This is a genomic window from Ramlibacter sp., assembly GCF_035548915.1.
In the GTDB taxonomy this organism is placed as follows: domain Bacteria; phylum Pseudomonadota; class Gammaproteobacteria; order Burkholderiales; family Burkholderiaceae_C; genus Ramlibacter.
Genome location: NZ_DASZSE010000044.1, coordinates 191,433 through 215,797 on the forward strand (window position 1 = coordinate 191,433; position 24,365 = coordinate 215,797).

Here is a 24,365-nt window from a genome sequence, read left to right on the forward strand (position 1 = left end):
ACGTTGGGTCGTTCGACGAAGTTCACAGAAGCGGCGGATCCATCTCGCGGCCGAAATGGCGGTGCTTGCCCATCGCCGCGATGAAGGCCGCCGCGGCATTCGCCCCATCGGCCGCATCCGCCATGAGCAGGCCCGTGTCGCCTTGCGACTGGCTCTTGTCCATCGCGGCGGGCAGTCCGGCCTTGGCGAGCAGCGTCCGTGACGCGCCGAGCGCAAGGATGGTCTTGCAGTGGCGAAACTGGTCCTTGACGAATTCCAGCGCGTGGCCGTCCTGCGCGAGTGCGGCCACGGCGGCCTCGCCGTCCGGCAGCACGAGCGCATCGAAGAGGAAGCCGGGCTCGTTTTCCAGCGACGCATCGGCGTCGAGCGTCTCGCCGCCCGCGGTCGGCATCGGTCCGATGCGCGTCCCCACGAGGCGCGCCACCGCGCCGGCTTCGACGAGGGCCTTCTGCACGCTCGCGATCGATTCGCCTTCCACGCCGGGCGCCACGAGCAACGCGACCTTGCGCCCGCGGATGCTGCCGTCACCGGGCCGCGCCATCAACGAAAGCGCGGGCGACTTGCGCACTTCCGGCGTCGGCGGCTCGGCCAGCACGCGCGCAAGCGGCGCGGGCAGCGGGTCCATGCCGAGTCCCATGCCCACCTTGTTCGCGAGCCATTCGGAAACGTTGCGCAGCGACGCGACCATGCGCTCGCGCACGGCCGGGACCGTCACTTTCGAGAGCTCGAAGCGGAACGCATTGGCGATGTGGTCCTGCTCCACGGGCGTCTGGCTCTCGAAGAAGAGCGTGGCCTGCGTGTAGTGGTCCGCGAACTTCTCGGGCTTGGCGCGCACCTTGCCCTGCTCCTCCTTCGCGTGGATGCGCGCGGGCACCGAAACGAAGCCCTGCTGCGCGCCCGCCTGGAAGGGGCAACCACCCGCGAGCGAGTTGGGCTCGTACGACACGCGCCCCCGCGGGATCGCCTGGCGATGGAAGCCGTCGCGCTGGTTGTTGTGCACCTGCACGACCGGCGCGTTGATCGGGATCTCGTGGAAGTTCGGTCCGCCCAGCCGCGAGAGCTGCGTGTCGTGATACGAGTGGATGCGCCCGGCGAGCAGCGGATCGTTGCTGAAGTCGATGCCCGGGATGATGTTGGCCGTGCAGAACGCGACCTGCTCCGTCTCCGCGAAGAAGTTGTCGGGATTGCGGTCGAGCACCATGCGCCCGACGGGGCGCAGCGGCACGAGTTCCTCGGGCACGATCTTGGTCGCGTCGAGGATGTCGAAGCTGAATGCGTCGGCCTGCTCCTCGGTGAACACCTGCAAGGCCAGTTCGTATTCGGGGTACGCGCCGGATTCGATGCGTTCCCACAGATCGCGGCGATGGAAGTCGGGGTCGGGTCCGGCGATCTTCACGGCCTCGTCCCACACCAGCGAATGCGTGCCCGCCACCGGCGACCAGTGGAACTTCACGAACACCGACGCGCCTTCCTCGTTGACCATGCGAAACGTGTGGACGCCGAAGCCCTGCATCGTCGCGAAGCTGCGCGGAATCGCGCGGTCGCTCATCACCCACATCAGCATGTGCGTGGATTCGGGCATGAGCGACACGAAGTCCCAGAACGTGTCGTGCGCGCTCGCCGCCTGCGGCATCTGGTGGTGCGGCTCGGGCTTGACGGCGTGAATGAGGTCGGGGAACTTCATCGCATCCTGGATGAAGAAGACCGGGATGTTGTTGCCCACCAGGTCCCAGTTGCCTTCGTCGGTATAGAACTTCACTGCGAAGCCGCGCACGTCGCGCGCGGTGTCCTTGGAGCCGCGCTCGCCCTGCACGGTGGAAAAGCGCACGAAGACGGGCGTGCGCTTGCCGGCTTCCCGGAACGGCGCGGCCCGGGTGATGTCCGTGAGCGGCTCGTAGCATTCGAAGAAGCCGTGCGCGCCGGAGCCGCGCGCATGCACGATGCGCTCGGGAATGCGCTCGTGATCGAAGTGGGTGATCTTCTCGCGCAGCACGAAGTCTTCGAGCAGCACGGGGCCGCGCGTGCCGTACTTCAGCGAATTCTGGTTGTCCGAGACAAAGACGCCCTGGTTGGTCGTCATCGCGCGGCCGCTCGAGTCCACGCGCACCCGGTCGAGCGGCTCGATCGTGGCGTTCAGGCCGGCGGGCGCGACGCTGCCGGTCTTCTCGGAACCGTTTTCTTCCGACAGGGTGCTCGCCAGCGGCAAGCGCGACTCCGCTTCCACGGTCTTGCCGGGCGGCGGCTCGAGGCCGTTGGCGAAACCGTGTTCCGGCCCCTTGTTGGGATTGTCGGGCAGGCCGCGCGCCAGCGCGTCGGTTTGCGCGTGCTGCAGCGATTGGGGATCGTCCTCGGCGGCAAGGGCCTTCGCGGGGCCGCTGTCGGTGTTGCGGGCCGCGGCCTTGGGCGCGGCGGATTTCAAGGCTTTGGGGGGCTTCGAATTGGATTGGGTGGACTTCGGCATGGGTTCGATTTCAGAGATGGATCGCACCCGCGGTGACGACCTGTCACCGCCTGGGGCGTCTGAAATCTGCCAGCGGCCGCGGCCCGGCTCTGTGGGCCCTGTCCGACGCTCATGTCGGACTGGCGCTGCTCTTGCGTGGATTCGGCGAACGCGCGCTTCAGCTCGATTTCTCGGACCAGAGTTCACCGCCCGTCGCCCAGTTGGCGGGCTTCACGTCGAAGAGGATGACGTCGACGGATTCGGGCTTGCTCCCGAGCGCCTTCACGCAGGCCTGCGTGAGCTCCTTCACGAACTCGCGCTTCTGCTCGGGCGTGCGTCCTTCGAAGAGTTCGACTCGGATGGTGGGCATGGGGACTCCTTTTGCTTGGATGACAGGGCGTGAAGACTCGCAACGATACACTGCGGGGTTTCCCATGAATCCCATCCTTCCCATCGTTGTCGCGACGCTCGCGGCCGGCATCGGCAGCGTCTGGATCGCCGCGGGGATCATGCGAGTGGGCTGGCTTGCCGGCCACGACGCGCAGGCGCGCGGCAAGGGCGAGCAGCATCTGCTGAGCCTCGCGGCCGGAGCGCTCCTTGCCACGTCGTTCATGCACCTGCTGCCCGAAGCGTTCGAAAGCCGCAGGGACGCGCGGGACCTGCTCACGATGCTGCTCGCGGGCGTCGTGTTCTTCTTCCTGCTCGACAAGGCCGAGCTCTGGCACCACGGCCACGAGCATCATCATGACGAGGGCGAGGGCGAGGGCGAGGGCGAGGACGCGCACGGTCACGGCGCCCACGCGGCGCATCCCCCGACCGGGCATCGTCGCAAGACCCCCTCGCGTGGCGGCGGCTGGGCGGTCCTCACCGGCGACAGCGTGCATTGCTTCGGCGACGGCATCCTCATCGCGTCGACCTTCATGGCCGACCTGCGGCTCGGCCTCGTGGCGGCGCTTGCCGTGCTCGCGCACGAAGTGCCGCACCACATCAGCGACCTGGTCGTGCTGCGCCAGACGAGCGATCGCGGCGCCGCGCTGCTGAAGGTCTCGCTCGCGGGGGCGTTCACGGCGCTGGGGGGCGTCGCGGGATGGTGGCTCGTCGACCGGCTCGCGAACTACCTGCCGTTTTTCCTCGTGGCGGCGAGCTCCAGCTTCATCTACGTGGCGCTCGCCGACCTGATTCCGCAGCTGCAAAAGCGCCTGGGCGCACGCGAGACCATGCTGCAGATCGCGTGGCTTTTCGCGGGCATCGTGCTCGTGATGCTCGTCAGCAATCTCGCGCACGAGCACTGAAAGCGGCACCGCGCGGGCGCAACAGCCGCGCGAAGGACCGCGTCGGAAGTGTCGGCCGCGTCCGACAGCCGGTGTCGTGGCGTCCGACAAATTCATGAGGCTCACCGTCCTATCGTTGACGCAGATGGCCGCGTAGTCGCGGTCGTTCGTGCCGGCCGATGCGAAGGCCGGCAGCAAGGACATCCTCATCCACAGGAGAACGGCAGATGGCATCCAGAGATTACGAAGACCGCGACCGTCAAGGCCGCTGGGGCGCAAGCGCCGAGTCCGGCTCGCAGCAAGAGTCCGCACGGGGGCAGGGACTGGGCGGCGAATCGCGCAACTGGACCGGCGCCGCGGGCAACGGAGCGTCCGCCCAGCAGCCGGGGGGCGCTTGGGGTTCGCAGCAGGGATCGCAGGGACCGCAGGGCAGCTGGGATTCGCGTCCCGGCACGGAATTCGGCTCGCAACAGTCGGGCGGATACGGTGGCTATGGCGGCGAAAGCCACGGCTACGGCCGCGGTGACCGCGGCGAATATGGCGCAGGCCAGAACTACGGCCGCGGCGAGTTCGGCTCGCAAGGCGGCAGCGGCGACTACGGCAGCCACGGCGCCTGGAACCGCAACGCGGGTGGCGGCACCCACTCGGGCGGCTTCGGCGGCGCGGGCCACTACGGAGGCCAGCAAGGCCCGCAAGGTCAGCAAGGTCAGTGGGGCGGCAGCGGCCAGGGCTATGGGCAAGGCGGCGCATGGGGCGGCCAGCAAGGCGACTGGAACCGCTATGGCCAGCAAGGCCAGTGGGGCAGCGGCGGCGGCTCGCAGGGCGGGTCCGGCCAGTACGGACAAGGCGGCCACCAGGGCATGGGCCAAGGCGGTGGGTACGGCGGCGGATACGGTGGCGGTTATGGTGGCCAAGGTGGCGGCGGGTACGGCGGTACGGGCGGCGGCACGGGCGGCGGCACGGGCGGCGGCATGGGCATGCACTCGCAACCCGGCTACGGCGGCCAGGGCAACACGTACAACCAAGGCAGCTACGGCAACCAGGGCGGCGGCTACGGCCCGTATGGCGGCTCGCCCGGCCAGGGCGGCGGCTTCGGCAGCGGCTATGGCCAGCAGCCGGGCGGCGGCTATGGCGGCCAGACGTTCAGCGGCCAGGGTGGCCCAGGCTACGGGCAGGGCTACGGCCAGAGCGGAGGCGGCTACGGCAGCGCCTACGGCCAGGGCGACAGCTACGGGCAAGGCGGCAGCTGGGGACAGGGCAGCCACGGCGGCCAGGCAGGCGGCAGCTATGGTGCCTCGGGCAGCCATGCCCAGGGTCACGGCGGGCAGCATCACGACCCCGACTACCACCAGTGGCGCGAAGAACAGATTCGCAACCTCGACAACGACTACCAGACGTGGCGGCAGGAGCGCTATCGCAAGTTCTCCGACGAGTTCACGAACTGGCGCAACAGCCGCAGCGGCGGACTCGGCTCCGACACGGGCTCTCGCGGTTCCGCGAGCAGCTCGCAAGGTTCCGCCGGCACGCGGGGCGACTACGGCACCACGGGCCAGAGCGGCTCGAGCAGCCTGCAGGGCGGCGCGAGCGGCGGCACGAGTGGCGGCGGCACGAGTGGCACCACCACCAGCGGTACGAGCGGCATGAGCGTCGGCGCCGGCGGCAGCACGAGTGGCATCGGTGGAGCCGCGGGTGGTTCGGCGACGAGCGGATCGGGCACGACCGGCGGCGGCAGCACTTCGTCGAGCAGCGGTTCGCCGGGTCGCAAGTGAAACGCTGGAGTCCGCTCATGAAAAGACCATTGCATCCGCTGGCCGCGTGCATCGCGCTGGCATTCGCCGCCGGCGCGGCCCTCGCGGCCGGCTCATCCACGGCGCCTCCCACGCCGACCGCTCCCGCTGTCGCCACCGCGCCCGCCGCGCAGCCCGGCACGGGCACGCGCAACGCCGAGTCGAAGAAGGACGACAAGCTGTCCCACGGCGACCGCCGCTTCGTCGAGAAGGCCGCGGGCGGCGGCCTCTTCGAAGTGCAGATCGCGCAGCTCGCCCAGGCCAAGGCGAGCGACCCGAACGTCAAGAACTTCGCGACCATGATGGTGGACGACCACACGAAGGCGAACAACGAGCTCGCGCAGATCGCGAACGCGAAGAAGGTCGAACTGCCGGCGGCGCCGCCGCATTCGGACCGCAGGAAGATCGAGAAGCTCGGCAAGAAGACCGGCTCGGACTTCGACCAGGCCTTCATCGACGAAGTGGGCGTGAAGGGCCACAAGAAGACCATCCGGATGTTCGCGAAGGCCGCCCAGCAACTGAAGGACGCCGACTTGCGCGCGTTCGCTCAGAAGACGCTGCCCACGCTGCAGAAGCACTTGGCCGAAGCCGAGAAGATTCAGACCGCGATGAAGGGTGGCAGCAATCCCGCTTCCATGGGCAGCGGCCCGATGCCGCGAGGTCCGTCCGCGGGGACGCCCAGCCCGAAGAACAAGGGAAGCTGACCCGGTGAGGCGGCCGCGCGCGCTGCTGGGCGTGGCGGCCGCCGCGGCGCTCGCGGTCGCCGGGACGCCGTCGAACGCCGCGGCCCCTTCGCGAGCGGATGCCGCGGGCGAGCCGATGTTCGGTGCCACCCGGCCCGCCGGCGCGAGGCATCTCACGCCCGAGCAGCGCCAGGAGCGCAGGTTTCTACAGGATGCCGCCGCCTCCCTGCGATTCGCGTCCGATGCGTCGAAGCTTGCGCTGAAGAAGTCGAAGGACCCGCTCGTGCGCGAACTCGCAAGCGCGATCCTGCGCGAACACGAATCCAGGGCGGGCGATCTGCGCTGGCTGCTGCACGTGCGCGAGATGGCGCCCCCGATGCTTGCCGACGCCCAGGTGAAGGCGCTGAAGGTCCTGAACCGCGCGGGCGCACGCAGGTTCGACCGCCTGTATCTCGAAGCGGTGGGTCTGCGTTCGCGCTCTGCCGCCATCGCGGATGCCGAGCGCATGGCCACCGCCGCACCCGACCCCGCGGTGCGCGCGTGGGCCCGGTCCGTCCTGCCCGCGCTGCGCGATCAGTTCGCGATGGCCGAGAGGGACGCGACCGCGACGCGGCGCTTCTCACGCGGCTCGAGTCCGCACGCGGCATCGCGCACGCGCACGGTGGATATCTCTACTGCACCTGGTAGCCGGTGACGCGCCAGCGGCCGTCGCTTTCGCGCAGGGTTGTCACGATCTCCTTCGCGTCGGCCTTGCGCTCGAACTTGCTTTCGAAGAGCACGGTGACGTAGTCGCCGTCGGGGTAGCCGGGCAGCGACGTCTTGTACATCACCCCGGCGACTTCGCGCTCCACGAGCGCGCCGAGCGGCTCGCGCACCTTCGGAACGTTGTCCATCCACATGCCGAGCGACACGTTCTTGCGAAAAAGCGCGCTCGAACGTTCCCAGGCCGTGCCCCAGTCCCGGCGGTCGAGCAGGCCGATCCAGCCGGTCGCGGCCAGTTTGCCTTCGTTTTCCTTTTCGGTGTCCCGCTTCACGCCGCTCGCGGCCGCAGCGGGCGCGGCAGGTGCCGCCTCGGGAGGCGCCTTCCCGGATGGCTTGAGCTGCGCGAAGGCGCGCGTGACGGCCGTGAGGCCCAGAAGTGACAGGAGGTGAACTCGGCGCTTCATTCGTCTGGCTCTTCAATGCAATAGTCTGCGATGCGGGCAGTCTACCGCGTGGGCTGCGGACGCCCTCCGCCGGCTTCGTGCCGCTTCAGTCTCCGCGCCTCTCCGCGCCTCTCCTCATGCGCGCGCGAGGAGCTCGCGCATGAGGCGCGCATGCACCTGGCCCTGGTCTTCGAAGTTCGTGTTGAAGACGACGTGCACGCTCTGCGCGAGTGTCGCGAGGTGCTTGATTTCCGGCACCATCGCGGCGAGCTCGTCCCGGTGGTACCAGTAGTTGAAGCGCGCGCTCGAGGAAGGCGCTTTCGTGAGGTTCCAGGTGTCCGCGTTTCGCCCGTGCAGCCGCACGAGCGCGAGCATCGGATTCGTCACGGCCCACACGCAGGGCACGCAGTTGGCGAAGCCCTGCGGGCCGTCGACCACCGTGTGCACGACGCCGAGCCGCGATTGGAGCGCGAGCGTCTTTTCCGCATGGTCGCCTTCGAACCAGGTGCGGTTGCGAAATTCGTACGCGAGGAGGTGGCCGGGCATCTTCGATGCGCAACGCTGCACGAACGCGATGCCTTCGCGGTTGCGCAGGATGCCGGGCGAGAACTGGAAATGCACCGCGCCCAGCTTGCCGGCGGCCTTCAGCGGCGCCAGTGCCTCGGCGAAGCGGCGCCAGAGTTCGTCTTCGATCTCCGGCGGGAGGTCTCCGAGGTAAAGCGAACGCAGTGGCTTCGCACCGAGGGCCTGCCGGATGTCCTTGTGCAGGACCATCGGTTGCGCCGAATGGCCGGTGAAGAGCCGGAAGGCCTTCACGTTGAACACGAAGCCCGGCGGCGTGCGATCGGCCCAGAGCTGCGCGTTCTGCGGCGTGGGCATGCCGTAGTAGCTCGAATCGACTTCCACCATCGGGAACTGCGTGGCGTAGTAGCGCAGCCGCGCCTCGGCGGTCTTCGCTTCCTTCGGATAGAAGCGCCCGCACTCGATCAGGGTCTTGTCGGTCCACGACGCGGAGCCGACGAGGATGGATTCGCTCACTGGATCAATGTACAGTATCGGCTCAGAAAATGCAGCACCCTGAATCGACTGGCAATCCATCGGACCTTCCACCCGAGCGGTCCGACCCGCTCGCTTCGCTCAATCCGGCGCAACGCGAGGCCGCCACGCACGGCACGGGCGACACCGCTGGCGACAAGCGGCCGCTGCTCGTGATCGCGGGCGCCGGATCGGGCAAGACCAGCACGCTCGCGCATCGCGTTGCCAACCTCATCCGGCATGGCGCCGATCCGCAGCGCATGATGCTGCTCACCTTCAGCCGGCGCGCCGCGCAGGAGATGGAGCGTCGCGTCGAAGGCGTGTTGCGTCCCTTGCTCGCCGGCGCGAACGTCCGGCTGCCTTGGAGCGGCACGTTCCACAGCATCGGGGCGCGGCTCCTGCGCGAATACGCGCTTCGCATCGGGCTCGAAGACAACTTCACGATCCACGACCGCGCCGATTCCGAAGATCTCCTCGGGCTCGTGCGCCACGAAGCGGGCTTTCGCGAATCGAAGAACCGCTTTCCCCAGAAGGCCACGTGCCTGGGCATCTACTCGCGCGTGCTCAACACCCGCGAGCCGCTCGGCCGCGTGCTGCAGGCGCTCTACCCATGGTGCGTGCAGTGGGAAGACGAGCTGAAGAAGCTCTTCGGCGCGTACGTGGAAGCCAAGCAGCAGCAAAACGTGCTCGACTACGACGACCTGCTCGCCTTCTGGGCCGACATGATGGCCGAGCCCGCGATCGCGCGGGAGGTCGGCGCGCGCTTCGACCATCTCCTCGTGGACGAGTACCAGGACACGAACCGGCTGCAGGCCGAAATCATCTTCGCGATGAAGCCAAGCGGCGAAGGCGTGACCGTGGTCGGCGACGACGCGCAGTGCATCTATTCGTTTCGCGGCGCGACGGTGCGCAACATCCTCGACTTCCCGAACCGGTTCGCGCTGCCGGCGCGCATCGTGACGCTCGAGCAGAACTACCGCAGCACGCAGGCGATCCTGGATGCGAGCAACGCGGTGATCTCCGAGGCGCGCGAGCGCCACACCAAGAATCTCTTCAGCGACAAGGCCCTCGGGGGCCGCGCACGGCTCGTGCTCGTGCCCGACGAGGCGCAGCAGGCGCGGTGGGTTGCGGACGAGGTGCTGCGCGAACGCGAAGCGGGCACGGTGCTCAAGCGCCAGGCCGTCCTCTTTCGCGCGAGTCACCACAGTGCCGCGCTGGAGCTGGAACTCGCCCGGCGCAACGTGCCCTTCGTCAAGTTCGGTGGCCTGAAGTTCCTCGAGTCCGCGCACGTGAAGGACCTGCTCGCGGTGCTGCGATTCGCGCACAACCCGCGCAGCCGCATGGCAGGCTTTCGCGTGGCTCAGCTCGTCCCCGGCATCGGCGCCGCGACCGCGACGCGCCTGCTCGATGCGATGGCCGAAGCGCCGGAGCCGGACACGGCGCTCGCGCGATTCGAGCCCGCGCCCGGCGCGAGGAATGAATGGGCGCGATTCGCCGCGCTCTTCGCGAAGCTGCGCGACCGCGAGATCGCGTGGCCCGCGGACATCGAGCTCGCGAAGGCCTGGTACCTGCCGCAGCTCGAACGCATGCACGACGACGCTTCGGCGCGCAAGCTCGACTGCGAGCAGCTCGCGCGCCTGGCTGCCGGCTACGCGAGCCGCGAACGCTTCCTCACGGAGCTCACGCTCGACCCGCCGGAAGCCACGAGCGACTTCAGCGGCCCGCCGCTGCGCGACGAGGACTACCTCATCCTCTCGACGATCCATAGCGCGAAGGGCCAGGAATGGAAGGCGGTGCACGTGCTGAACGTGGTGGACGGCTGCATTCCGAGCGACATGGCCACGGGTTCCACCGAAGAGATCGAAGAGGAACGCAGGCTCCTTTACGTGGCGATGACGCGCGCGAAGGAGCATCTGCACCTCGTCGTGCCTCAGCGCTTCTACGTCACGCAGCAAAGCGGCGGCGGCGACCGCCACATGTACGCGGGCCGCACGCGCTTCATCGGCGAGGGGATGTTGCGCCACTTCGATCAGGTGACGTGGCCCGAGGCCGTGCCGGCGGTGAAGGGCGCCGCGGGACGCGAGGCGGCCGTGCTGCAGGTGCGGGAGCGCGCCCGCTCGGCGTGGCGCTGACGCTCTTGTGTTCATGCTCGTGCAAGCGAGCGCCGGCGGCTTGGCCGGCTTCCGGCTCAGTCCCCTGGTCTATCCATCAGGAGACCTTCTTTCAGGAGTGCCTCCACGATGTCTGCCTGACGGGCGTCCCGCCGCCTCTTCAGGGCCAGCCTGCTTCGCGTCTGCGAGGCCATCCAACGTTTGAACTCGACGAAGGTCTTTGGAGAGACTGTGCGCATGAGGGCCATGCGGCCGGACGAAGCCGCGACCACATGCTCGAACCTCCTGGCGGTGGTCAGGACCGAAGCCCGTACGGCCTGGACTGGCCACAGGTCGTCCTCGTCGTCCGAAAAGCGAAAAGGGTGCGGGTCGGCGCCTTCCGGCTGGCGCCGAAGGAAATCCACTTCGAAGCCTCGCGCATTCACGGCGGTTTCGTTCTGGCCCTCCTTGCGCCGAAAGCTTGGATCGGCACGCCGCAGCACGCCCAGCATCGATGTCTGCAGCTTGCCGAGGTCGGTCACGAACTGGATTCGCTTTCTCGCATCCCAAAGCAGGTCGATGTCCTGGGTTGCCAAGGCTCCCTGCACGATCCGGACCCCGGCGGCGGTTTCGTATGCGTAGAGCGCGTTCGTTCCGACCACGGCGAAGTGGTTGCCGAGGCCGACGTCCTCGAGAGTCCTCAACAGATCCACGACGGACGAAGGCACCCGACCCACCTTCAGTGCCCTGTTCAATCGCTCGGCCTCCAGCAGCGCCGACTGCAGTTGCGAAAGTCTGGACTGCGCTTGCGACTGCCCGGCCTTGAATGCGTCGTAGACCCGCTGAGTCGCGGCCGAGCGGGGACCGATGCGGCGCTGCCGGCCGCCCGCCAGCGTGCGCACCAGGTATTCGTAGTCGCCCTGGCGCTTCCAGTACATGCCGCCTTCATAGCGGCTGGCCTGGAGCTTGAGCCGGTTCCACTCCGAAAAGAGGGTCGACGAGTCGATCAGCTGTCGCGCCGCGCCGTCCGACAGGGGAAGGTAGTCCATGGCCGTGGATTTTCCGCTTTTTTGTTTTGGACGGCCACTTGTCTTTCTTGTATTCTTGACAAAAGAATAAATTCTTGTATTCTTGAATGAGAGCGGAGACGTACCCGGAGCAGCCGATGCCGAGAATCGAAATCGACGACGAGGTATTCGCGTTTCTTCAGGCGAGGGCCAGGCCGTTTGTCGATACGCCCAACTCCGCTCTGCGCAATCTGCTCGGGATCGGGCAGGCCGTTGCCTCGCCAGCGCCGACCGAATCCGATCCGGAGCTCGACGCGCTGCTTGCGCAGGCGGTTGCCCAGCCGCGCTCGTCCAAGGCTCCGAAGGTCGACCTGATGCAGCTCGTTTCGAAGGGTTCGCTGCGCGAAGGGCAGAAAGTCCACCTCATCGACTACCGTGGCAACCGCGTTCGCAAATTGAGTGCGGCGGTGTCTTCGGGCGCCCTGCTGTTCGAGGGGAAGCGCTACTCGATGAGTAGTCTCGCCACCGAATTGCTTAGACGCGAGGGCTACAGGAGCGGCGCGGTGCGCGGCCCGACACACTGGGTGATCGATGACGGGCGCACGGTCAAGGAGCTTTGGGACGCCAAAGGCTTGTCGAAGACGAGGAAGTGAATCCCCGTCGATCCGGGTCGGGATACTCCTGCGTCCTACGGGCACGCGATGGCCCAGCCGACAACGAGGCCGCGGTGCCTGCGTGGGTGGCGAGGCCGTTCACCTCGGCGATAATCGGTGAGTCATGCAACTCACCGGTTCCCCGAACTTCCGCCTCCTTCCGCGCGTCAGGCCCCACACCCTGTTCCGCTCCGACCACCTCGGCGCGCTCGACGAAGACGATGCGCGGCAGGTCCGCGCGCTCGGCATCACGCGCGTGCTCGACTTCCGCGGCGTGAACGAACGCGAGGAGGCCGTGTGCCGCCTGCCCGGCGTCACCGTGCATTCGCTCGCGATCGAGCCCACCGTCGTGCAGAAGATCGACGAGGCGCTCGAGCAGGGGCTCACGCTCTCGGGCGACGACGTGGTCGAGCTGATGCGCGACACCTATCGCGGCTTCGTGCGCACGAGCTCGGACCGCTTCGCGCAGTTCTTCGCCTATCTGCTCGCTTCCAACGAGCCGACGGTGTTCCACTGCACCGCCGGCAAGGACCGCACCGGTTTCGCGGCGGCGCTCGTGCTCTACGCGCTCGGCGCGTCGCATGAAGAAGTGATGCGCGACTATCTTCTTACGAACGAGCTCGTGCGGCCGAGAACACCGGCCGCCGGCCGGCTCGCGCCCGAGATCCGCGACGTGCTCTTCCGCGTGCAGCCGGAATTTCTGCTGGCGGCTTTCGAAGCCATCGAAGAGGACCACGGGACGCTCGACGCCTACCTGCGCGATGCGCTCGCGCTCGGGGAACGCGAGCGGCGAAGGCTTGCAGAGCTCTATCTCTGATCGCGCGGTCCGCGGCCATCCCTGCCGGACTCGGGGGAGCGACACGATCTTCAGCGACGAATGGATGTCGAAGCAAGGGTTCCCCACCGACGCGACGAACGCGGTCGAGCGTTGATCGCGCGGCCGCCGCCGCGCCGCTTTCCGTAACAGCGCCGCGACAGTCTCCTACGTAACGCAACGGGCAGAGCCGACAGTTCGCGCGCTTTGCGTGGACGCACACTGCCTTCACACCGCCGGAGACACCGGCGCCGAAACGAAGGAGCAGAGGCGATGCCAAATCAGGAAGAGTCCGCGACCGGCAAGCCGACGCAAGAGCGGGACCGTCCCTTACCGGACACCCGGCAGGACGACCGCGGAGATGGACCGGCGCGGCCGGGCCTCACCAGTGATGCCCAGCCCGACCTGGTCGCGCCTTCCGGCGTGAACCAGCGCGACCACGGGGCCGCGGAAGACCGGCCGGACGCCGGCGGCACGCTCGACTTCGACGACGGCGGCGACATGGTGCATCCGCGCGGCAAAGTCACGCGGGCCGGGCGCACCTGGGATGAGAAGAATCCATCCGACGCAGGGGACCTGGGAGCGCCGAACGTGGGAATGTCGGATCGCATCGGCCCGAGCGACCCCGACGCCAAACAGACTCGCGACGGCGACCGCCGTGAAGACCCTCGCGCAGACACTCGTGAAGACCCTCACGAGTAGGGCGGCGCGAGAAGCAGTACCCGGCACCGAAGGCAGGCGCATCATGGTCTACGCGATTTTCTCCGCCTCCGTATTGCTGGCCGTGGGCACCGTCTACGCCGCGGCCATCGGATGGCTCTACTTCTGGCAGGAGCGCCTGCTGTTCGAGCCGGCGCCGCTCGCGATCGACGACCCGGTGTGCAGCGACGCGGACACGCGCGAGTTCTTCATCGACGTGCCGGGCGCGCGCCTTTCCGTTGCCCACCTGAGGCTCGAGCGTCCGCGCGGGGTGTTCTTCTTCCTGCACGGCAATTCGGGCAACCTCAAGAAGTGGTTCACCGATCTCGACGCATTCCGCCAGGCCAACTTCGACGTCGTGATGTTCGACTACCGCGGCTTCGGCAAGTCGAGCGGCGAGATCGAAAGCGAGGAGCAGCTGCGTGCCGACGTGTGCGCGGTGTGGGAACACTTCGCGCCGCACTACGCGGGCAAGCGCGTGGTGATCTCGGGGCAGTCGTTGGGAACCGGGCTGGCGGCGGGCCTCGCGGCACAGTTGTGCGCCGCGGGCCACGCGCCGGACCTCACGCTGCTCGTGTCGCCCTACAGCAGCATGCGCGCGCTCGCGGCGGAGCTCTACCCATGGGTGCCGGAAAAGGTGCTGCGCTATCCGCTGCACACGCTCGAGCACGCAGCGAAGCTGTTGGGCCCCGTGATGCTGATCCACGGCAGCAAGGACGAACTGATCCCCATCCACCACAGCGAGACGCTTTGCAAGTCGATGCGGCGGGCCGAACTGCTGCGGGTGGACGGCGCGGGCCACAGCGACGTGCACCAGTATCCGAGCGTGCGCAAGGCGCTCGTGGCGGCGCTGGGGCGTCTTTGAATCGCGCGCATCCGGGCATGCGCGTTCACTTCGCGACGATCACCAGCGCAATGCCGGCGTCACGACCGGTGCGTCCCACAGAGCCTTGAGCTCCTCATCCAGCACCGTCACGGTGATCGAGGCGCCGGCCGTCTCGAGGGAAGTCGTGTAGTTGCCCACGAGCGATCGCGCCGGCGCGACGCCCCGCCGCACGAGCGCTTCGCTCGCCTCCCGATACAGCAGGTAGAGCTCCATCAGGGGGGTTCCTCCGAGCCCATTGACGAATAGCAGCACTTCGTCTCCCCGCACGGGCGCGATGTCCTTGAGGATGGCGTCGAGGAGGTCGGCCACGATCTCCGCCGCGGACCGGACTTGCGTCCGGCGCCGTCCCGGCTCGCCATGGATGCCGACGCCCACCTCCATCTCGTCTTCGCCGATCTCGAACGTCGCGACGCCCGCTTCCGGCACGGTGCAACTGGTGAACGCAACACCCATCGAAGCGGTTCGCGCGTTCACCTTGTCGGCCAGACGCTTGCAGTCGCCCAGTCCGTCGCCTCTCTCGGCTGCCGCGCCCACCATCTTTTCGACCACAACGGTGCCGGCGACACCGCGGCGCCCCGCGCCGTGCGCGCTCGTGTCGAGCGACACGTCGTCGTTGACCAGGACCGAGGCGAACTCGAGGTCCATCATGTCCATTGCCATCTGGAAGTTGAGGACGTCGCCCGCGTAGTTCTTGACGATGAAGAGCACCCCGGCCTCGCCTCCCACCGCCTGCGCCGCCGCGAGCATCTGATTCGGCGTGGGCGAAGTGAAGACCGCGCCGGGGCAGGCGGCATCGAGCATTCCCGATCCGACGAAGCCGATGTGCAGCGGCTCGTGCCCCGAGCCGCCGCCCGAGATGATCGCGACCTTGGAGCGATCGGGGTGCCTGCGCGCGAAGAACAAGGGATCGGCATTCAGCGTGACCAGCCCCGAGTGCGCTGCCGCGAAGCCCAACGCGCTTTCGAAGACGATATCGCTCGGTATGTTGGTGAACTTCTTCATGCGTCCCCAGCCGTTCCTGCATCATTATGGTCACGCTGTCAGCGGGCTGTCACGCGGTTCAGGCCAGGTTTTCGGCGGTGATGATTTCGATCCGCGGATTGCTCACGGCGAGCGCGCCTCGCACCTCTTCGCACAGGAGCCGCAGCACTCGTGCGGCGGTCATGATCCCGTAGTGCACGTCCTGCTGCAGCACGTAGGTGACGACGTTCGCCACGAGCAGCGTCCGATGCATTTCCAGCAGGTCGTGGACGGCGAAGCCGAGCGAGCTGTCGTAGCCGTACTCCTGCAGCGCGCGGCTGACTCCGTGCGAACCGGGACCGACGTTGTAGAGCGCATGGATGCGGCCGCCGACCTTCTGCGGATCGAGAAATTCCTTGGCGAACGCGTAGGCTTGCTCCTCGGCCTCCGGCATGTCGGGCAGCTCGAACAGCATCGCGTGGGGAAAGCGTTCCTCCAGCACCTGCGCGAAGCCGATGCGCCTGTCGATCTCGGCGGCGAAGCGCGTGGGCGGCGATAGCATCACGCAGCGGCTTTCCTGTGCGGAAGGCAGGCCGCGCCCGAGCAAGAGCCCCGCCGTGCGGCCCGCGGCGCGGTTGTCGGCGCCGACGAAGGTCTCGCGCTGCGAGCCCGGCACGTCGGAAAAGAGCGTGACCACGTGCACGCCCGAGCGCACCAGCTCGTTGATCGCGAGCTTCACTTGCGGCACGTCGGGCGCGAGCAGGGCGATGCCGTCCAGGTCGGTCATCTTCGCAAGCTCGCCCGCGAAGTCCGCGCCGTCGCTGTTGGGCAACCGGTGCGTGATCTCCGTGATGTGCTGGTGGCGAAAGTCGCCCGCGGCCTGAGCGACCATGCGGTCGATCATGTCGAAGAACCCGCGCCGGGCGGCCGGCAGCACGAAGCCGAAGCGGTAGTTCGGCGTCGCGCGCGGCCGGCCGCGCGTGGGAGCGCCGGCGCCCAGCGACGCCATCACCGAGCGGACCCGCTCGACCGTCGCCGGGTTCACGCCGGGGCGATTGTTCAACACCCGGTCGACCGTCGCTGTGCTGACGCCGGCTGCCTCGGCGATCTGGTTGATGGTTGCAGGCATTCCCCTCAATCAATCAATCGCCATCCTGGCATTGATGGGAATGTACTGCAGTTTTCGCCAGCCCGACACCGCAAGCGCCGGCCGCGGCATGCACGACGGCGTTCCAGGCCACGAGTGAGGACCATGATTGATTTGCATTGCAGCATAGGGTTTGTATTGATGGATTTATTAAATGATGTAAATACCATCAATCCCATCAGACGGTCGCCCCCGGCCTGGCGTGAGGTACCCGGCGCAGGACGCGGACGAGAGGCTGATGCGCGAGGCGGATGGGCCGCCTCGCATCTTCCGCAACTCTTGGAGACACTAGATGAGCAAAATCCGATCGAGCCTCTTGCGGCTGCTCGCCGGGGCATCGCTGGCCCTCACGGGGCTCGGCGCGCACGCGCAGGACAAGACCCTCACCCTGTGCTGGGCCGCGTGGGATCCGGCCAACGCATTGGTGGAGCTGTCGAAGGACTTCACCGCGCGCACCGGCATCCAGATGAAGTACGAGTTCGTGCCCTGGCCGAATTTCGCGCAACGCATGCTCAACGAGCTCAACTCGAAAGGCAAGCTGTGCGACTTGCTGATCGGCGACAGCCAGTGGATCGGCGGCGCGGCGGAGCAGGGGCACTACGTCAAGCTGAACGACTTCTTCGACAAGAATGGCATCGGCATGAAGGACTTCATGCCGGCAACCGTCAGGGGCTACTCCGAGTGGCCGAAGGGCACGCCCAACTACTGGGCGCTGCCCGCCATGGGCGACGCGGTCGCTTTCTCGTATCGCAAGGACTGGTTCTCCCGGCCCGAGCTGCGCGCGGAGTTCAGGAAGAAGTACGGCCATGAGCTCGAAGCGCCGAAGACCTGGGAGGAGTTCAAGCAGGTGGGCCAGTTCTTCCAGGGCCGCATGATCGACGGCAAGAAGGTCTACGGCGCGGCGCTTTATACCGAGCGCGGCTCCGAAGGCATCACGATGGGCGTGACCAACACGCTGTACGCCTACGGCTTCGAATACGAGGACCCGAAGAAGCCGTACGAGATGAAAGGCTGGGTCAACAATGCGGGCGCCCTGAAGGGCCTGAAGCTCTACAAGGAGCTGTACGACACCGTCACTCCGCCCGGCCACAGCAATGCGTACATGACCGAGAACCTCGACGCGTACAAGTCCGGGCAGGTCGCGATGCAGATGCAGTTCATCGCCTTTTTCCCGGGGATCTCCAAGGACCCGAACGTCGGCGGCGACAAGAGCGGCTTCTTCCCGATCCCCAGGGGCGACAAGCAATTCGCGCAACTCGGCGGCCAGGGCATTTCGGTCGTGCAGTACTCCGACAAGAAGGACATGGCGCTGCAGTACATGAAATGGTTCGCGCAGCCCGCCGTGCAGAAGAAGTGGTGGGATTCGGGCGGCTTCACGTGCCTGCAGTCGGTGCTGAACGCACCTGGATTCGACAAGAGCACACCGTACGCCAGGACGTTCCTGGACTCCATGAAGATCGTGAAGGACTTCTGGGCCGAGCCGTCGTACGCGCAGCTGCTGCTCGCGATGCAAAACCGCGTCCACGATTACGTCGTCGCCGGCAAGGGCACGCCCCAGGCCGCGTTGGACGGGCTCGTCAAGGACTGGACCGAGATCTTCCGCGAAGACGGCAAGCTGAAGTAGAAGCCCACCCCCCCCGCCAAGCGCCTTCGGCGCCTGCGCCTCGCGGGAAGCGCCGGCGGACCGGCCGCGAGCCGGGCCCGCGGGGGGCTTCCGAACGCGGAAGCGGCCAACCAGAGACAGACGATGAGGAGCTTACCGTGAAGCCTCGGTTTTTCATGCAAGGGAATGCGTCGGCCGGCATGCGGCTCGAAGCCGCCAGCCTGCCCGCTGCCGGCGGCGCGCTGTTGCGCCACGGCTTGTCCGACCGGGCGCTCGCGTGGCTCTTCGTCGGCCCCACGGTTGCGCTGCTGCTTGCGTTCAACATCTTTCCGTTGCTGTGGACGATCTGGCTGTCCTTCACGCGCTACCGCGCGAACCGGCCCGATGCGGGCAGCGCGTGGGTCGGCCTGGACAACTACCGCCGGGTCCTCGGCAGCGAAGCGGTGTGGGACCACATGCAGGTCACCGCGCATTTCATGTGCTGGTCCATCGCCCTCGAGATGCTGCTCGGCTTCGGCCTGGCGCTTCTGCTGAACCGCAAATTCCGCTCGCACAGCTTCTGGAGCACGGCCATCCTGCTGCCGATGATGCTCGCGCCCGCGGTCGTCGGCACGTTCTGGAAATACTTCTTCGAGCCCCAATACGGCATCTTCAACTACATCGTCGGCTTCTTCGGCGGTCCGCAGAAGTTCACCATGCTCGGCGACGTCGATCTGTCCCCGTGGGCGATCGTGCTCGTGGACACCTGGATGTGGACGCCGTACGTGATGCTGCTGCTGCTCGCGGGACTGCGTTCGATTCCGCCTTATCTCTACGAGGCCGCGGAGATCGACCGCGCGTCCGAGTGGACCAAATTCTGGCGCATCACCTTGCCGATGGTGTTGCCCTTCATCGTCCTCGCGCTGCTTTTTCGCTCCATCGAGAACTTCAAGATGTTCGACCTCGTGAACAACCTCACCAATGGCGGGCCGGGCTCGGTGACGGAGGTCGCGTCGATTTCGCTCGAGCGCGAAGCGTTCGAGAAATGGCGAACGGGCCACGCCTCGGCGTTCGCGATCATCCTCTTCGTCGCGATCTACGGCATGTCGCTCGTGACGGTGCGCTTCCTGGACAAGGTGAAACAGCGATGAAAGCCGCGCCGCACAGCCCCCTTGAGCCGAGCCGTCTTTCCAGGTGGTTCGCCGCTGTCGCCGTGGTCACCTACGCGGTGCTGTCGCTGATCCCGCTCGCGTGGATCTTCATGACGAGTTTTCGCACGCCGAGCGACGCGATCGCCTACCCGCCCAAGGTGTTCGCCGAGCCCTCGCTCATCGGCTACGTGAACCTGTTCACGACGCGCTCGCGCGTGTCGCAGGAAGAACTGCGATCGCTTCCGCCGCCGGCGGCATGGTATGAAAAGCTCGTGCGCGAGCAGCAGATGATTCTGGCCGGTCCCTCGCGCTTCAAGGACCGCTACGTCAATTCGCTTGCCATCGGCTTCGGCTCCACGCTGCTGTCGGTCGTTCTGGGCACCCTTGCCGCCTATGCGTTCTCGCGCTTTCGCGTGCCCGGCAAGGACGACTGGATGTTCTTCATCCTGTCCACGCGGATGATGCCGCCGATTGCCGTGGCGATCCCGATCTACCTCATGTTCCGCCAGGTCGGGCTGAGCGACACGCACACGGGCCTCGTCCTCATGTACACGGTGGTCAACCTGTCGCTTGCGGTATGGCTGCTCACGGGCTTCATGGACGAGATCCCGCGCGAGTACGAGGAAGCCGCGATGGTCGACGGCTACACGCGGCTGCAGGCTTTCCTGCGCGTGGTGCTGCCGCAGGCTGCAACCGGCATCGCGACGACCGCCATCTTTTGCCTGATCTTCGCCTGGAACGAATACGCTTTCGCGCTGCTGCTCACGAGCGGCACCGCGCAGACCTCCGCGCCATTCATCCCCACGATCATCGGCGAAGGCGGCCTCGACTGGCCCGCCATGGCCGCGGGCACGACGCTCTTCCTGCTGCCCGTGCTCGTCTTCACCGTCTTGCTGCGCAAGCACCTGCTGCGCGGCGTCACCTTCGGAGCGATCCGCAAATGACCGCACTCGCAAACACGCGCCGTCTCTTGCGCCGCGCACCCTGGGAGCGTGTCACGACGCTTGCGATCGGCACCGGCCTGGCCATGCTGATGCAGCCCTGGTCGCTGGATGTCTACAGCTACGGATTTCCCGTGCTGCTCACGGGCGTCGTCGGCCTGTCCGTTGCCGGCAAGCTGCCTCGAGGGGACCGCGAGTGAAAGGCGCACCCCCGATGCGACTTCCCCGATGCCCCGTCGGGCTGCGCCCTATCCACCTCGAGCTGCGCGGCATGGAGAACTGACATGGCCGAAATCTGCATCCGCAACCTTCACAAGCGCTTTTCGGACTTCACCGCCGTGAAGGACTCCTCGCTCGTCTTCGAGGACGGCCGATTCGTCGTGCTGCTCGGCCCGTCGGGCTGCGGCAAGACGACGACCCTGCGCATGATCGCGGGCCTGGAATATCCGACCTCCGGCGAGATCACGCTGGACGGGGACGACGTGACGTACCTGCGTCCGCGCGAGCGCGACATCGCCATGGTGTTTCAGCTGTTCGCGCTCTACCCGCACCTGGGCGTGCGCGGCAACCTCGAGTTCCCGCTGCGCAACGAGGGCGTGGCGCGCGCCGAGATCGACCGCCGCGTGGGCGAGGTCGCCTCCATTCTTCGCATCGGCCACCTGCTCGGCTCCAGCGTGTCGGGGCTTGCGGGGGGCGACAGGCAGCGCGTGGCGCTCGGGCGGGCCATCGTGCGTCAACCGAAGGCATTTCTGATGGACGAGCCGCTCGGGACGCTCGATGCGGAATTCCGCGAACTGATGTGCGTGGAACTGCGCAAGCTGCACGACCGGCTGAGGACCACGACGGTGTTCGTCACGCACGACCAGAACGAAGCCATGGCGCTCGCGGACCACATCGTCGTCATGGACCAGGGCGACATCCTGCAGGCCGACACCCCGCGCGGCATCTACGGCTTTCCGGCGTGCCTGTTCGTCGCGAAGTTCATCGGCCGCCCGGCCATGAACCTGCTCGAGGCCGATGCGCCGGTCGTGCGCGGCGACACGACCGTGCGCATCGCGCGATGCGCGGTCGCCGTTCCGCGCATCGAGGCGCCCGCGGCCTCGGTGGTGCTGGGCGTGCGGCCCGAGTACGTGCGCCTGTGCGACGCCGGCCGGGGCTGCCTCGGCGGGCGCGTGCGCCACGTCGAGTACTTCGGCTCCCACTGGGTCGTCGAAGTGCGGACCGATGCCGGCGCGCTGAAAGTGCTCGCCGACAAGTCGGCGCGGCCCGAGACCGGCCTGCAGGTCGGCCTCGAATTCGAGACGCGTCATGTCGTGCTGTTCGACGCCGCGACGCAAAGACTGCTCCCGAGCGAAACCACGCTCGCCCACACATCGGGAATGCGCCATGGCTAGCATCCAGCTGCAGGGGATTTCGAAGAATTTCGGCACTGTCGCGGCACTCGACGGCATCGACGTCGAAGTGGCCGACGGCGAATTCTTCGTGCTGCTCGGCCCGAGCGGCGCGGGCAAGACCACGGCGCTGCGCGTGATCGCGGGCCTCGAGCGGCCCGACGCCGGCCGCGTCCGCATGGACGGCGCCGACGTGACGTCGATGCCGCCCGCGCGGCGCGATTGCTCGTTCGTCTTCCAGCAGTATTCGCTGTACCCGCATCTGAGCGTCTACGACAACCTGGCGTTTCCGCTGCGCGCGCCGATGCGGCGCGTGCACGAAGCCGAGATCGGCCGGCGCGTCGAGCGCGTCGCGGCCACGCTGCGGATCGAAAGCAAGCTGCAGCGCAAGGCGACGCAGCTCTCCGGCGGCGAGATGCAGCGCGTGGCGATCGGCCGTGCCCTTGTGCGCGAGCCGCGCGTGTTCCTGATGGACGAGCCGCTGTCGTCGCTGGACGCCAAGCTGCGCGAGGAGCTGCGCGTGGAACTCGAGCGCGTGCACAAGGCGAGCGGCGCCACGGTCGTCTACGTCACGCACGACCAGGTCGAGGCCACGACGCTTGCCGACCGCATCGCGATCCTGGAGGCAGGCCGCATCCGGCAAGTCGGCACGCCCGAGCAGATCTACCGCTCGCCCGACTCGATCCCCGTCGCGCAGCGCCTCGGATCGCCGCAAATCAACGTGCTGCCGGCCGCCTGGTTCGGGCAGCAGCACGCCGAAGCCGTCGCGAACGTGGCGATCCGGCCCGAGGACGTGCGCGTCGGGGCGCGGGACGAGGGCTTCGACTGCACCGTCGTCGAATCGTCCCTGCTGAAGCATCACGTCGTCGCCGAGTACCAGGGCGTCGAGGTCCGCGCGCGCTTCATGGGCGACGTGGCGCCCGCGCCCCGATCGCGCATTCGCCTCGAGTTTCCACGCGAACACCGCTTGCTGTTCGACGCAGCCGGGCAGCGCGTGGCCTGACACATCGAAGGAAGGACCCCAGCATGAACACCCACGACATCGTCAGTGCCGCCGAGGCAGTGCAGGCCGCCATCATCGCCAACGAGGAGCACATCGAGTCGCTCGATCGCGCGATCGGCGACGGCGATCACTTCATCAACGTGAGGCGAGGCTGCGAGGCCATCGTGGCGCTGCGAAGCGACTTGCTGCCGCTCGCGCCGTCCGAAGCCTTCAAAAGGATCGGCATGAAGCTGCTGTCCACCATCGGCGGCGCCTCCGGCCCGCTCATCGGCAGCTTCTTCATCTCGATGGGCAAGGCCCTGGAGGGCCTCCCCGAGCCCGATGCGAGACAGTTCGCGCACGCGCTCGCAGCGGGCGTCGATGCGATCAAGACGCGCGGCAAGGCCGACGTCGGCGAAAAGACGATGCTCGACGTGCTGATCCCGACATCGCGGCTGCTGCTGCGGCTCGCCGGCGAAGGCAGCGACCGCGGCACCCTGTGCGCGAAGCTCAAGGCCGAAGCCGAATCCAACATGCTCGCCACGCGCGACATGATCGCGACCAAGGGCCGCGCGCATTTCCTGGGCGAGCGCGCGCTCGGCCACATCGACCCCGGCGCGAAGACGAGCCAGGTGGCGGTGTTCGCGGTGTGCGACTTGCTCACCGTGGGAGCGACCTCATGAAGAAATTCGTCAACGACACCGGCTCGCTCCTGCAAGAAGCGCTCGAGGGCCTGGCGGCCGCGCACGGCGAGCTGCTTGCGCTGCACCTGGAGCCGACCTTTGTGCGGCGCCGGCAGCGCTCGGTGAACAAGGTGGCTCTGATCTCCGGCGGCGGCTCGGGTCATGAGCCGCTGCACTGCGGCTTCATCGGCCAGGGCATGCTCGACGCCGCGTGTCCCGGGCAGGTGTTCACCTCGCCGACGCCCGACCAGATGCTGGCCGCGGCCGAATCGGTCGACAACGGGCGGGGCGTGCTCTTCATCGTCAAGAACTACGCCGGCGATGTCATGAACTTCCAGATGGCCACGGAGATGATGGACCGCCCCTGCGCCACGGTGCTGGTGAACGACGACGTGGCCGTCGAGCGCTCGACGCACACCACGGGCCGCCGCGGCGTGGCGGGCACGCTGATCGTGGAAAAGCTCGTGGGTGCGGCGGCCGAAGCCGGTGCGAGCCTGGAGCAGTGCAAGATGCTGGGCGACCGCGTGAACAGCCTCACGGCATCGATGGGCGTGGCCTTCACGAGCTGCACGGTGCCCGCGGCAGGCCGGCCGACATTCGACATCGGCGAGGGCGAGATGGAGTTCGGCGTGGGCATTCACGGCGAGCCGGGCCGCAGGCGCGGGCCGCTCAAGCGCGCGCGGGAGCTCGTGGACGAACTGATGGCCGCGATCCTGGGCGACCTGAAGCCGGCGCGGGGCCGCGAGGTGCTGCTGCACGTGAACGGCTTCGGCGGCACGCCGCTGATCGAGCTGTACGTCCTCTTCCATTGCGCAAGCCGGCTGCTCGAGCGCGAAGGCCTGAAGGTGGCGCGCTCGCTGGTGGGCAACTACACGACGGCGCTGGAGATGGCCGGCGCGTCGCTCACCGTATCGATGATGGACGATGAACTGAAATCCCTGTGGGATGCGCACGTGCGCACGGCCGCGCTTCACTGGTAGGCCCGCCCGCGCGAAGGCGTTACGATGGCGCGACCACC

24 protein-coding genes are annotated in these 24,365 nt (G+C 67.5%); 17 read left to right on the forward strand and 7 right to left on the reverse strand.

The features are described 5' to 3' along the window. Positions 1-22: 22 nt before the first annotated feature. Positions 23-2,461, reverse strand: coding sequence for a catalase (locus VHA82_RS18880; protein WP_325546639.1), 2,439 nt, complete (start codon positions 2,459-2,461; stop codon positions 23-25). Between the two features lie 157 nt (positions 2,462-2,618). Further along, complete coding sequence (locus VHA82_RS18885; RefSeq protein WP_325546641.1) at positions 2,619-2,810, reverse strand: 4-oxalocrotonate tautomerase; 192 nt, start codon at positions 2,808-2,810, stop codon at positions 2,619-2,621. A 64-nt stretch (positions 2,811-2,874) separates the two neighbouring features. Here VHA82_RS18885 and VHA82_RS18890 point away from each other — a divergent pair, with 64 nt between their 5' ends. The 4 genes from VHA82_RS18890 (at position 2,875) to VHA82_RS18905 (ending at position 6,875) form a co-directional block, all read left to right on the forward strand. Continuing rightward, entirely contained in the window at positions 2,875-3,732 is an 858-nt protein-coding gene (locus tag VHA82_RS18890; protein ID WP_325546643.1) for a ZIP family metal transporter, read from the forward strand. 206 nt (positions 3,733-3,938) lie between these two features. Next, entirely contained in the window at positions 3,939-5,480 is a 1,542-nt protein-coding gene (locus VHA82_RS18895; RefSeq protein WP_325546645.1) for a hypothetical protein, read from the forward strand. Between the two features lie 17 nt (positions 5,481-5,497). Further along, entirely contained in the window at positions 5,498-6,202 is a 705-nt protein-coding gene (locus VHA82_RS18900; RefSeq protein WP_325546647.1) for a DUF4142 domain-containing protein, read from the forward strand. Positions 6,203-6,206: 4 nt separating this feature from the next. Then, positions 6,207-6,875, forward strand: a complete 669-nt coding sequence (locus VHA82_RS18905) for a DUF4142 domain-containing protein (protein ID WP_325546650.1) — start codon at positions 6,207-6,209, stop codon at positions 6,873-6,875. On the opposite strand, the gene VHA82_RS18910 is transcribed toward VHA82_RS18905, so the two are convergent. Continuing rightward, positions 6,853-7,347 (reverse strand): DUF4019 domain-containing protein, encoded by a 495-nt coding sequence (locus VHA82_RS18910; protein WP_325546652.1) that lies wholly within the window; start codon positions 7,345-7,347, stop codon positions 6,853-6,855. The two genes, VHA82_RS18905 and VHA82_RS18910, sit on opposite strands and share 23 nt — an antisense overlap. A 114-nt stretch (positions 7,348-7,461) precedes the next feature. Beyond that, on the reverse strand, positions 7,462-8,364 hold the full coding sequence (locus VHA82_RS18915; RefSeq protein WP_325546654.1) for a DUF72 domain-containing protein: 903 nt from the start codon (positions 8,362-8,364) through the stop codon (positions 7,462-7,464). 29 nt (positions 8,365-8,393) lie between these two features. On the opposite strand from VHA82_RS18915, the gene VHA82_RS18920 reads away from it, so the two are divergent. Then, the gene (locus tag VHA82_RS18920) at positions 8,394-10,493 is read left to right on the forward strand and encodes an ATP-dependent helicase (RefSeq protein ID WP_325546656.1); all 2,100 of its coding nucleotides are present in this window, start codon (positions 8,394-8,396) and stop codon (positions 10,491-10,493) included. A gap of 56 nt (positions 10,494-10,549) precedes the next feature. On the opposite strand, the gene VHA82_RS18925 is transcribed toward VHA82_RS18920, so the two are convergent. Beyond that, on the reverse strand, positions 10,550-11,500 hold the full coding sequence (locus tag VHA82_RS18925) for a GSU2403 family nucleotidyltransferase fold protein (protein ID WP_325546658.1): 951 nt from the start codon (positions 11,498-11,500) through the stop codon (positions 10,550-10,552). A gap of 116 nt (positions 11,501-11,616) precedes the next feature. On the opposite strand from VHA82_RS18925, the gene VHA82_RS18930 reads away from it, so the two are divergent. The 4 genes from VHA82_RS18930 (at position 11,617) to VHA82_RS18945 (ending at position 14,489) form a co-directional block, all read left to right on the forward strand. Continuing rightward, positions 11,617-12,111 carry a hypothetical protein gene (locus tag VHA82_RS18930; protein WP_325546660.1) on the forward strand — a complete coding sequence of 165 codons (495 nt, stop codon included), beginning with the start codon at positions 11,617-11,619 and terminating at the stop codon, positions 12,109-12,111. 124 nt (positions 12,112-12,235) lie between these two features. Continuing rightward, entirely contained in the window at positions 12,236-12,928 is a 693-nt protein-coding gene (locus tag VHA82_RS18935) for a tyrosine-protein phosphatase (RefSeq protein WP_325546662.1), read from the forward strand. Positions 12,929-13,198: 270 nt separating this feature from the next. Next, positions 13,199-13,627 carry a hypothetical protein gene (locus VHA82_RS18940; protein WP_325546664.1) on the forward strand — a complete coding sequence of 143 codons (429 nt, stop codon included), beginning with the start codon at positions 13,199-13,201 and terminating at the stop codon, positions 13,625-13,627. Further along, positions 13,584-14,489 (forward strand): alpha/beta hydrolase, encoded by a 906-nt coding sequence (locus tag VHA82_RS18945; protein ID WP_325546666.1) that lies wholly within the window; start codon positions 13,584-13,586, stop codon positions 14,487-14,489. The genes VHA82_RS18940 and VHA82_RS18945 overlap by 44 nt, the downstream gene beginning before the upstream one ends. Positions 14,490-14,528: 39 nt before the next feature. Here VHA82_RS18945 and dhaK (VHA82_RS18950) read toward each other — a convergent pair whose 3' ends face one another. After that, complete coding sequence (gene dhaK, locus VHA82_RS18950) at positions 14,529-15,512, reverse strand: dihydroxyacetone kinase subunit DhaK (protein WP_325546668.1); 984 nt, start codon at positions 15,510-15,512, stop codon at positions 14,529-14,531. A 58-nt stretch (positions 15,513-15,570) separates the two neighbouring features. Further along, positions 15,571-16,599 carry a LacI family DNA-binding transcriptional regulator gene (locus VHA82_RS18955; protein WP_325546670.1) on the reverse strand — a complete coding sequence of 343 codons (1,029 nt, stop codon included), beginning with the start codon at positions 16,597-16,599 and terminating at the stop codon, positions 15,571-15,573. A gap of 310 nt (positions 16,600-16,909) precedes the next feature. Here VHA82_RS18955 and VHA82_RS18960 point away from each other — a divergent pair, with 310 nt between their 5' ends. From VHA82_RS18960 to dhaK (VHA82_RS18995), 8 genes are all read left to right on the forward strand, one after another. Continuing rightward, the gene (locus VHA82_RS18960; protein ID WP_325546672.1) at positions 16,910-18,241 is read left to right on the forward strand and encodes an ABC transporter substrate-binding protein; all 1,332 of its coding nucleotides are present in this window, start codon (positions 16,910-16,912) and stop codon (positions 18,239-18,241) included. Between the two features lie 137 nt (positions 18,242-18,378). Next, positions 18,379-19,350: a sugar ABC transporter permease gene (locus VHA82_RS18965; RefSeq protein WP_325546674.1), complete on the forward strand. Its 972-nt coding sequence runs from the start codon at positions 18,379-18,381 to the stop codon at positions 19,348-19,350. Beyond that, positions 19,347-20,294, forward strand: coding sequence for a carbohydrate ABC transporter permease (locus VHA82_RS18970; RefSeq protein WP_325546676.1), 948 nt, complete (start codon positions 19,347-19,349; stop codon positions 20,292-20,294). The genes VHA82_RS18965 and VHA82_RS18970 overlap by 4 nt, the downstream gene beginning before the upstream one ends. Further along, the gene (locus VHA82_RS18975; RefSeq protein ID WP_325546678.1) at positions 20,291-20,491 is read left to right on the forward strand and encodes a hypothetical protein; all 201 of its coding nucleotides are present in this window, start codon (positions 20,291-20,293) and stop codon (positions 20,489-20,491) included. The genes VHA82_RS18970 and VHA82_RS18975 overlap by 4 nt, the downstream gene beginning before the upstream one ends. Positions 20,492-20,575: 84 nt before the next feature. Beyond that, positions 20,576-21,685 (forward strand): ABC transporter ATP-binding protein, encoded by a 1,110-nt coding sequence (locus VHA82_RS18980; protein WP_325546680.1) that lies wholly within the window; start codon positions 20,576-20,578, stop codon positions 21,683-21,685. Then, positions 21,678-22,685, forward strand: coding sequence for an ABC transporter ATP-binding protein (locus tag VHA82_RS18985; protein WP_325546682.1), 1,008 nt, complete (start codon positions 21,678-21,680; stop codon positions 22,683-22,685). Before VHA82_RS18980 ends, VHA82_RS18985 begins: the two co-directional genes overlap by 8 nt. A 23-nt stretch (positions 22,686-22,708) precedes the next feature. Next, positions 22,709-23,347, forward strand: coding sequence for a dihydroxyacetone kinase subunit DhaL (gene dhaL, locus VHA82_RS18990; protein WP_325546684.1), 639 nt, complete (start codon positions 22,709-22,711; stop codon positions 23,345-23,347). Further along, a complete protein-coding gene (gene dhaK / locus VHA82_RS18995) occupies positions 23,344-24,327 on the forward strand; it encodes a dihydroxyacetone kinase subunit DhaK (protein WP_325546686.1) in 984 nt (327 codons plus the stop codon). The genes dhaL and dhaK (VHA82_RS18995) overlap by 4 nt, the downstream gene beginning before the upstream one ends. Positions 24,328-24,365 lie beyond the last annotated feature (38 nt).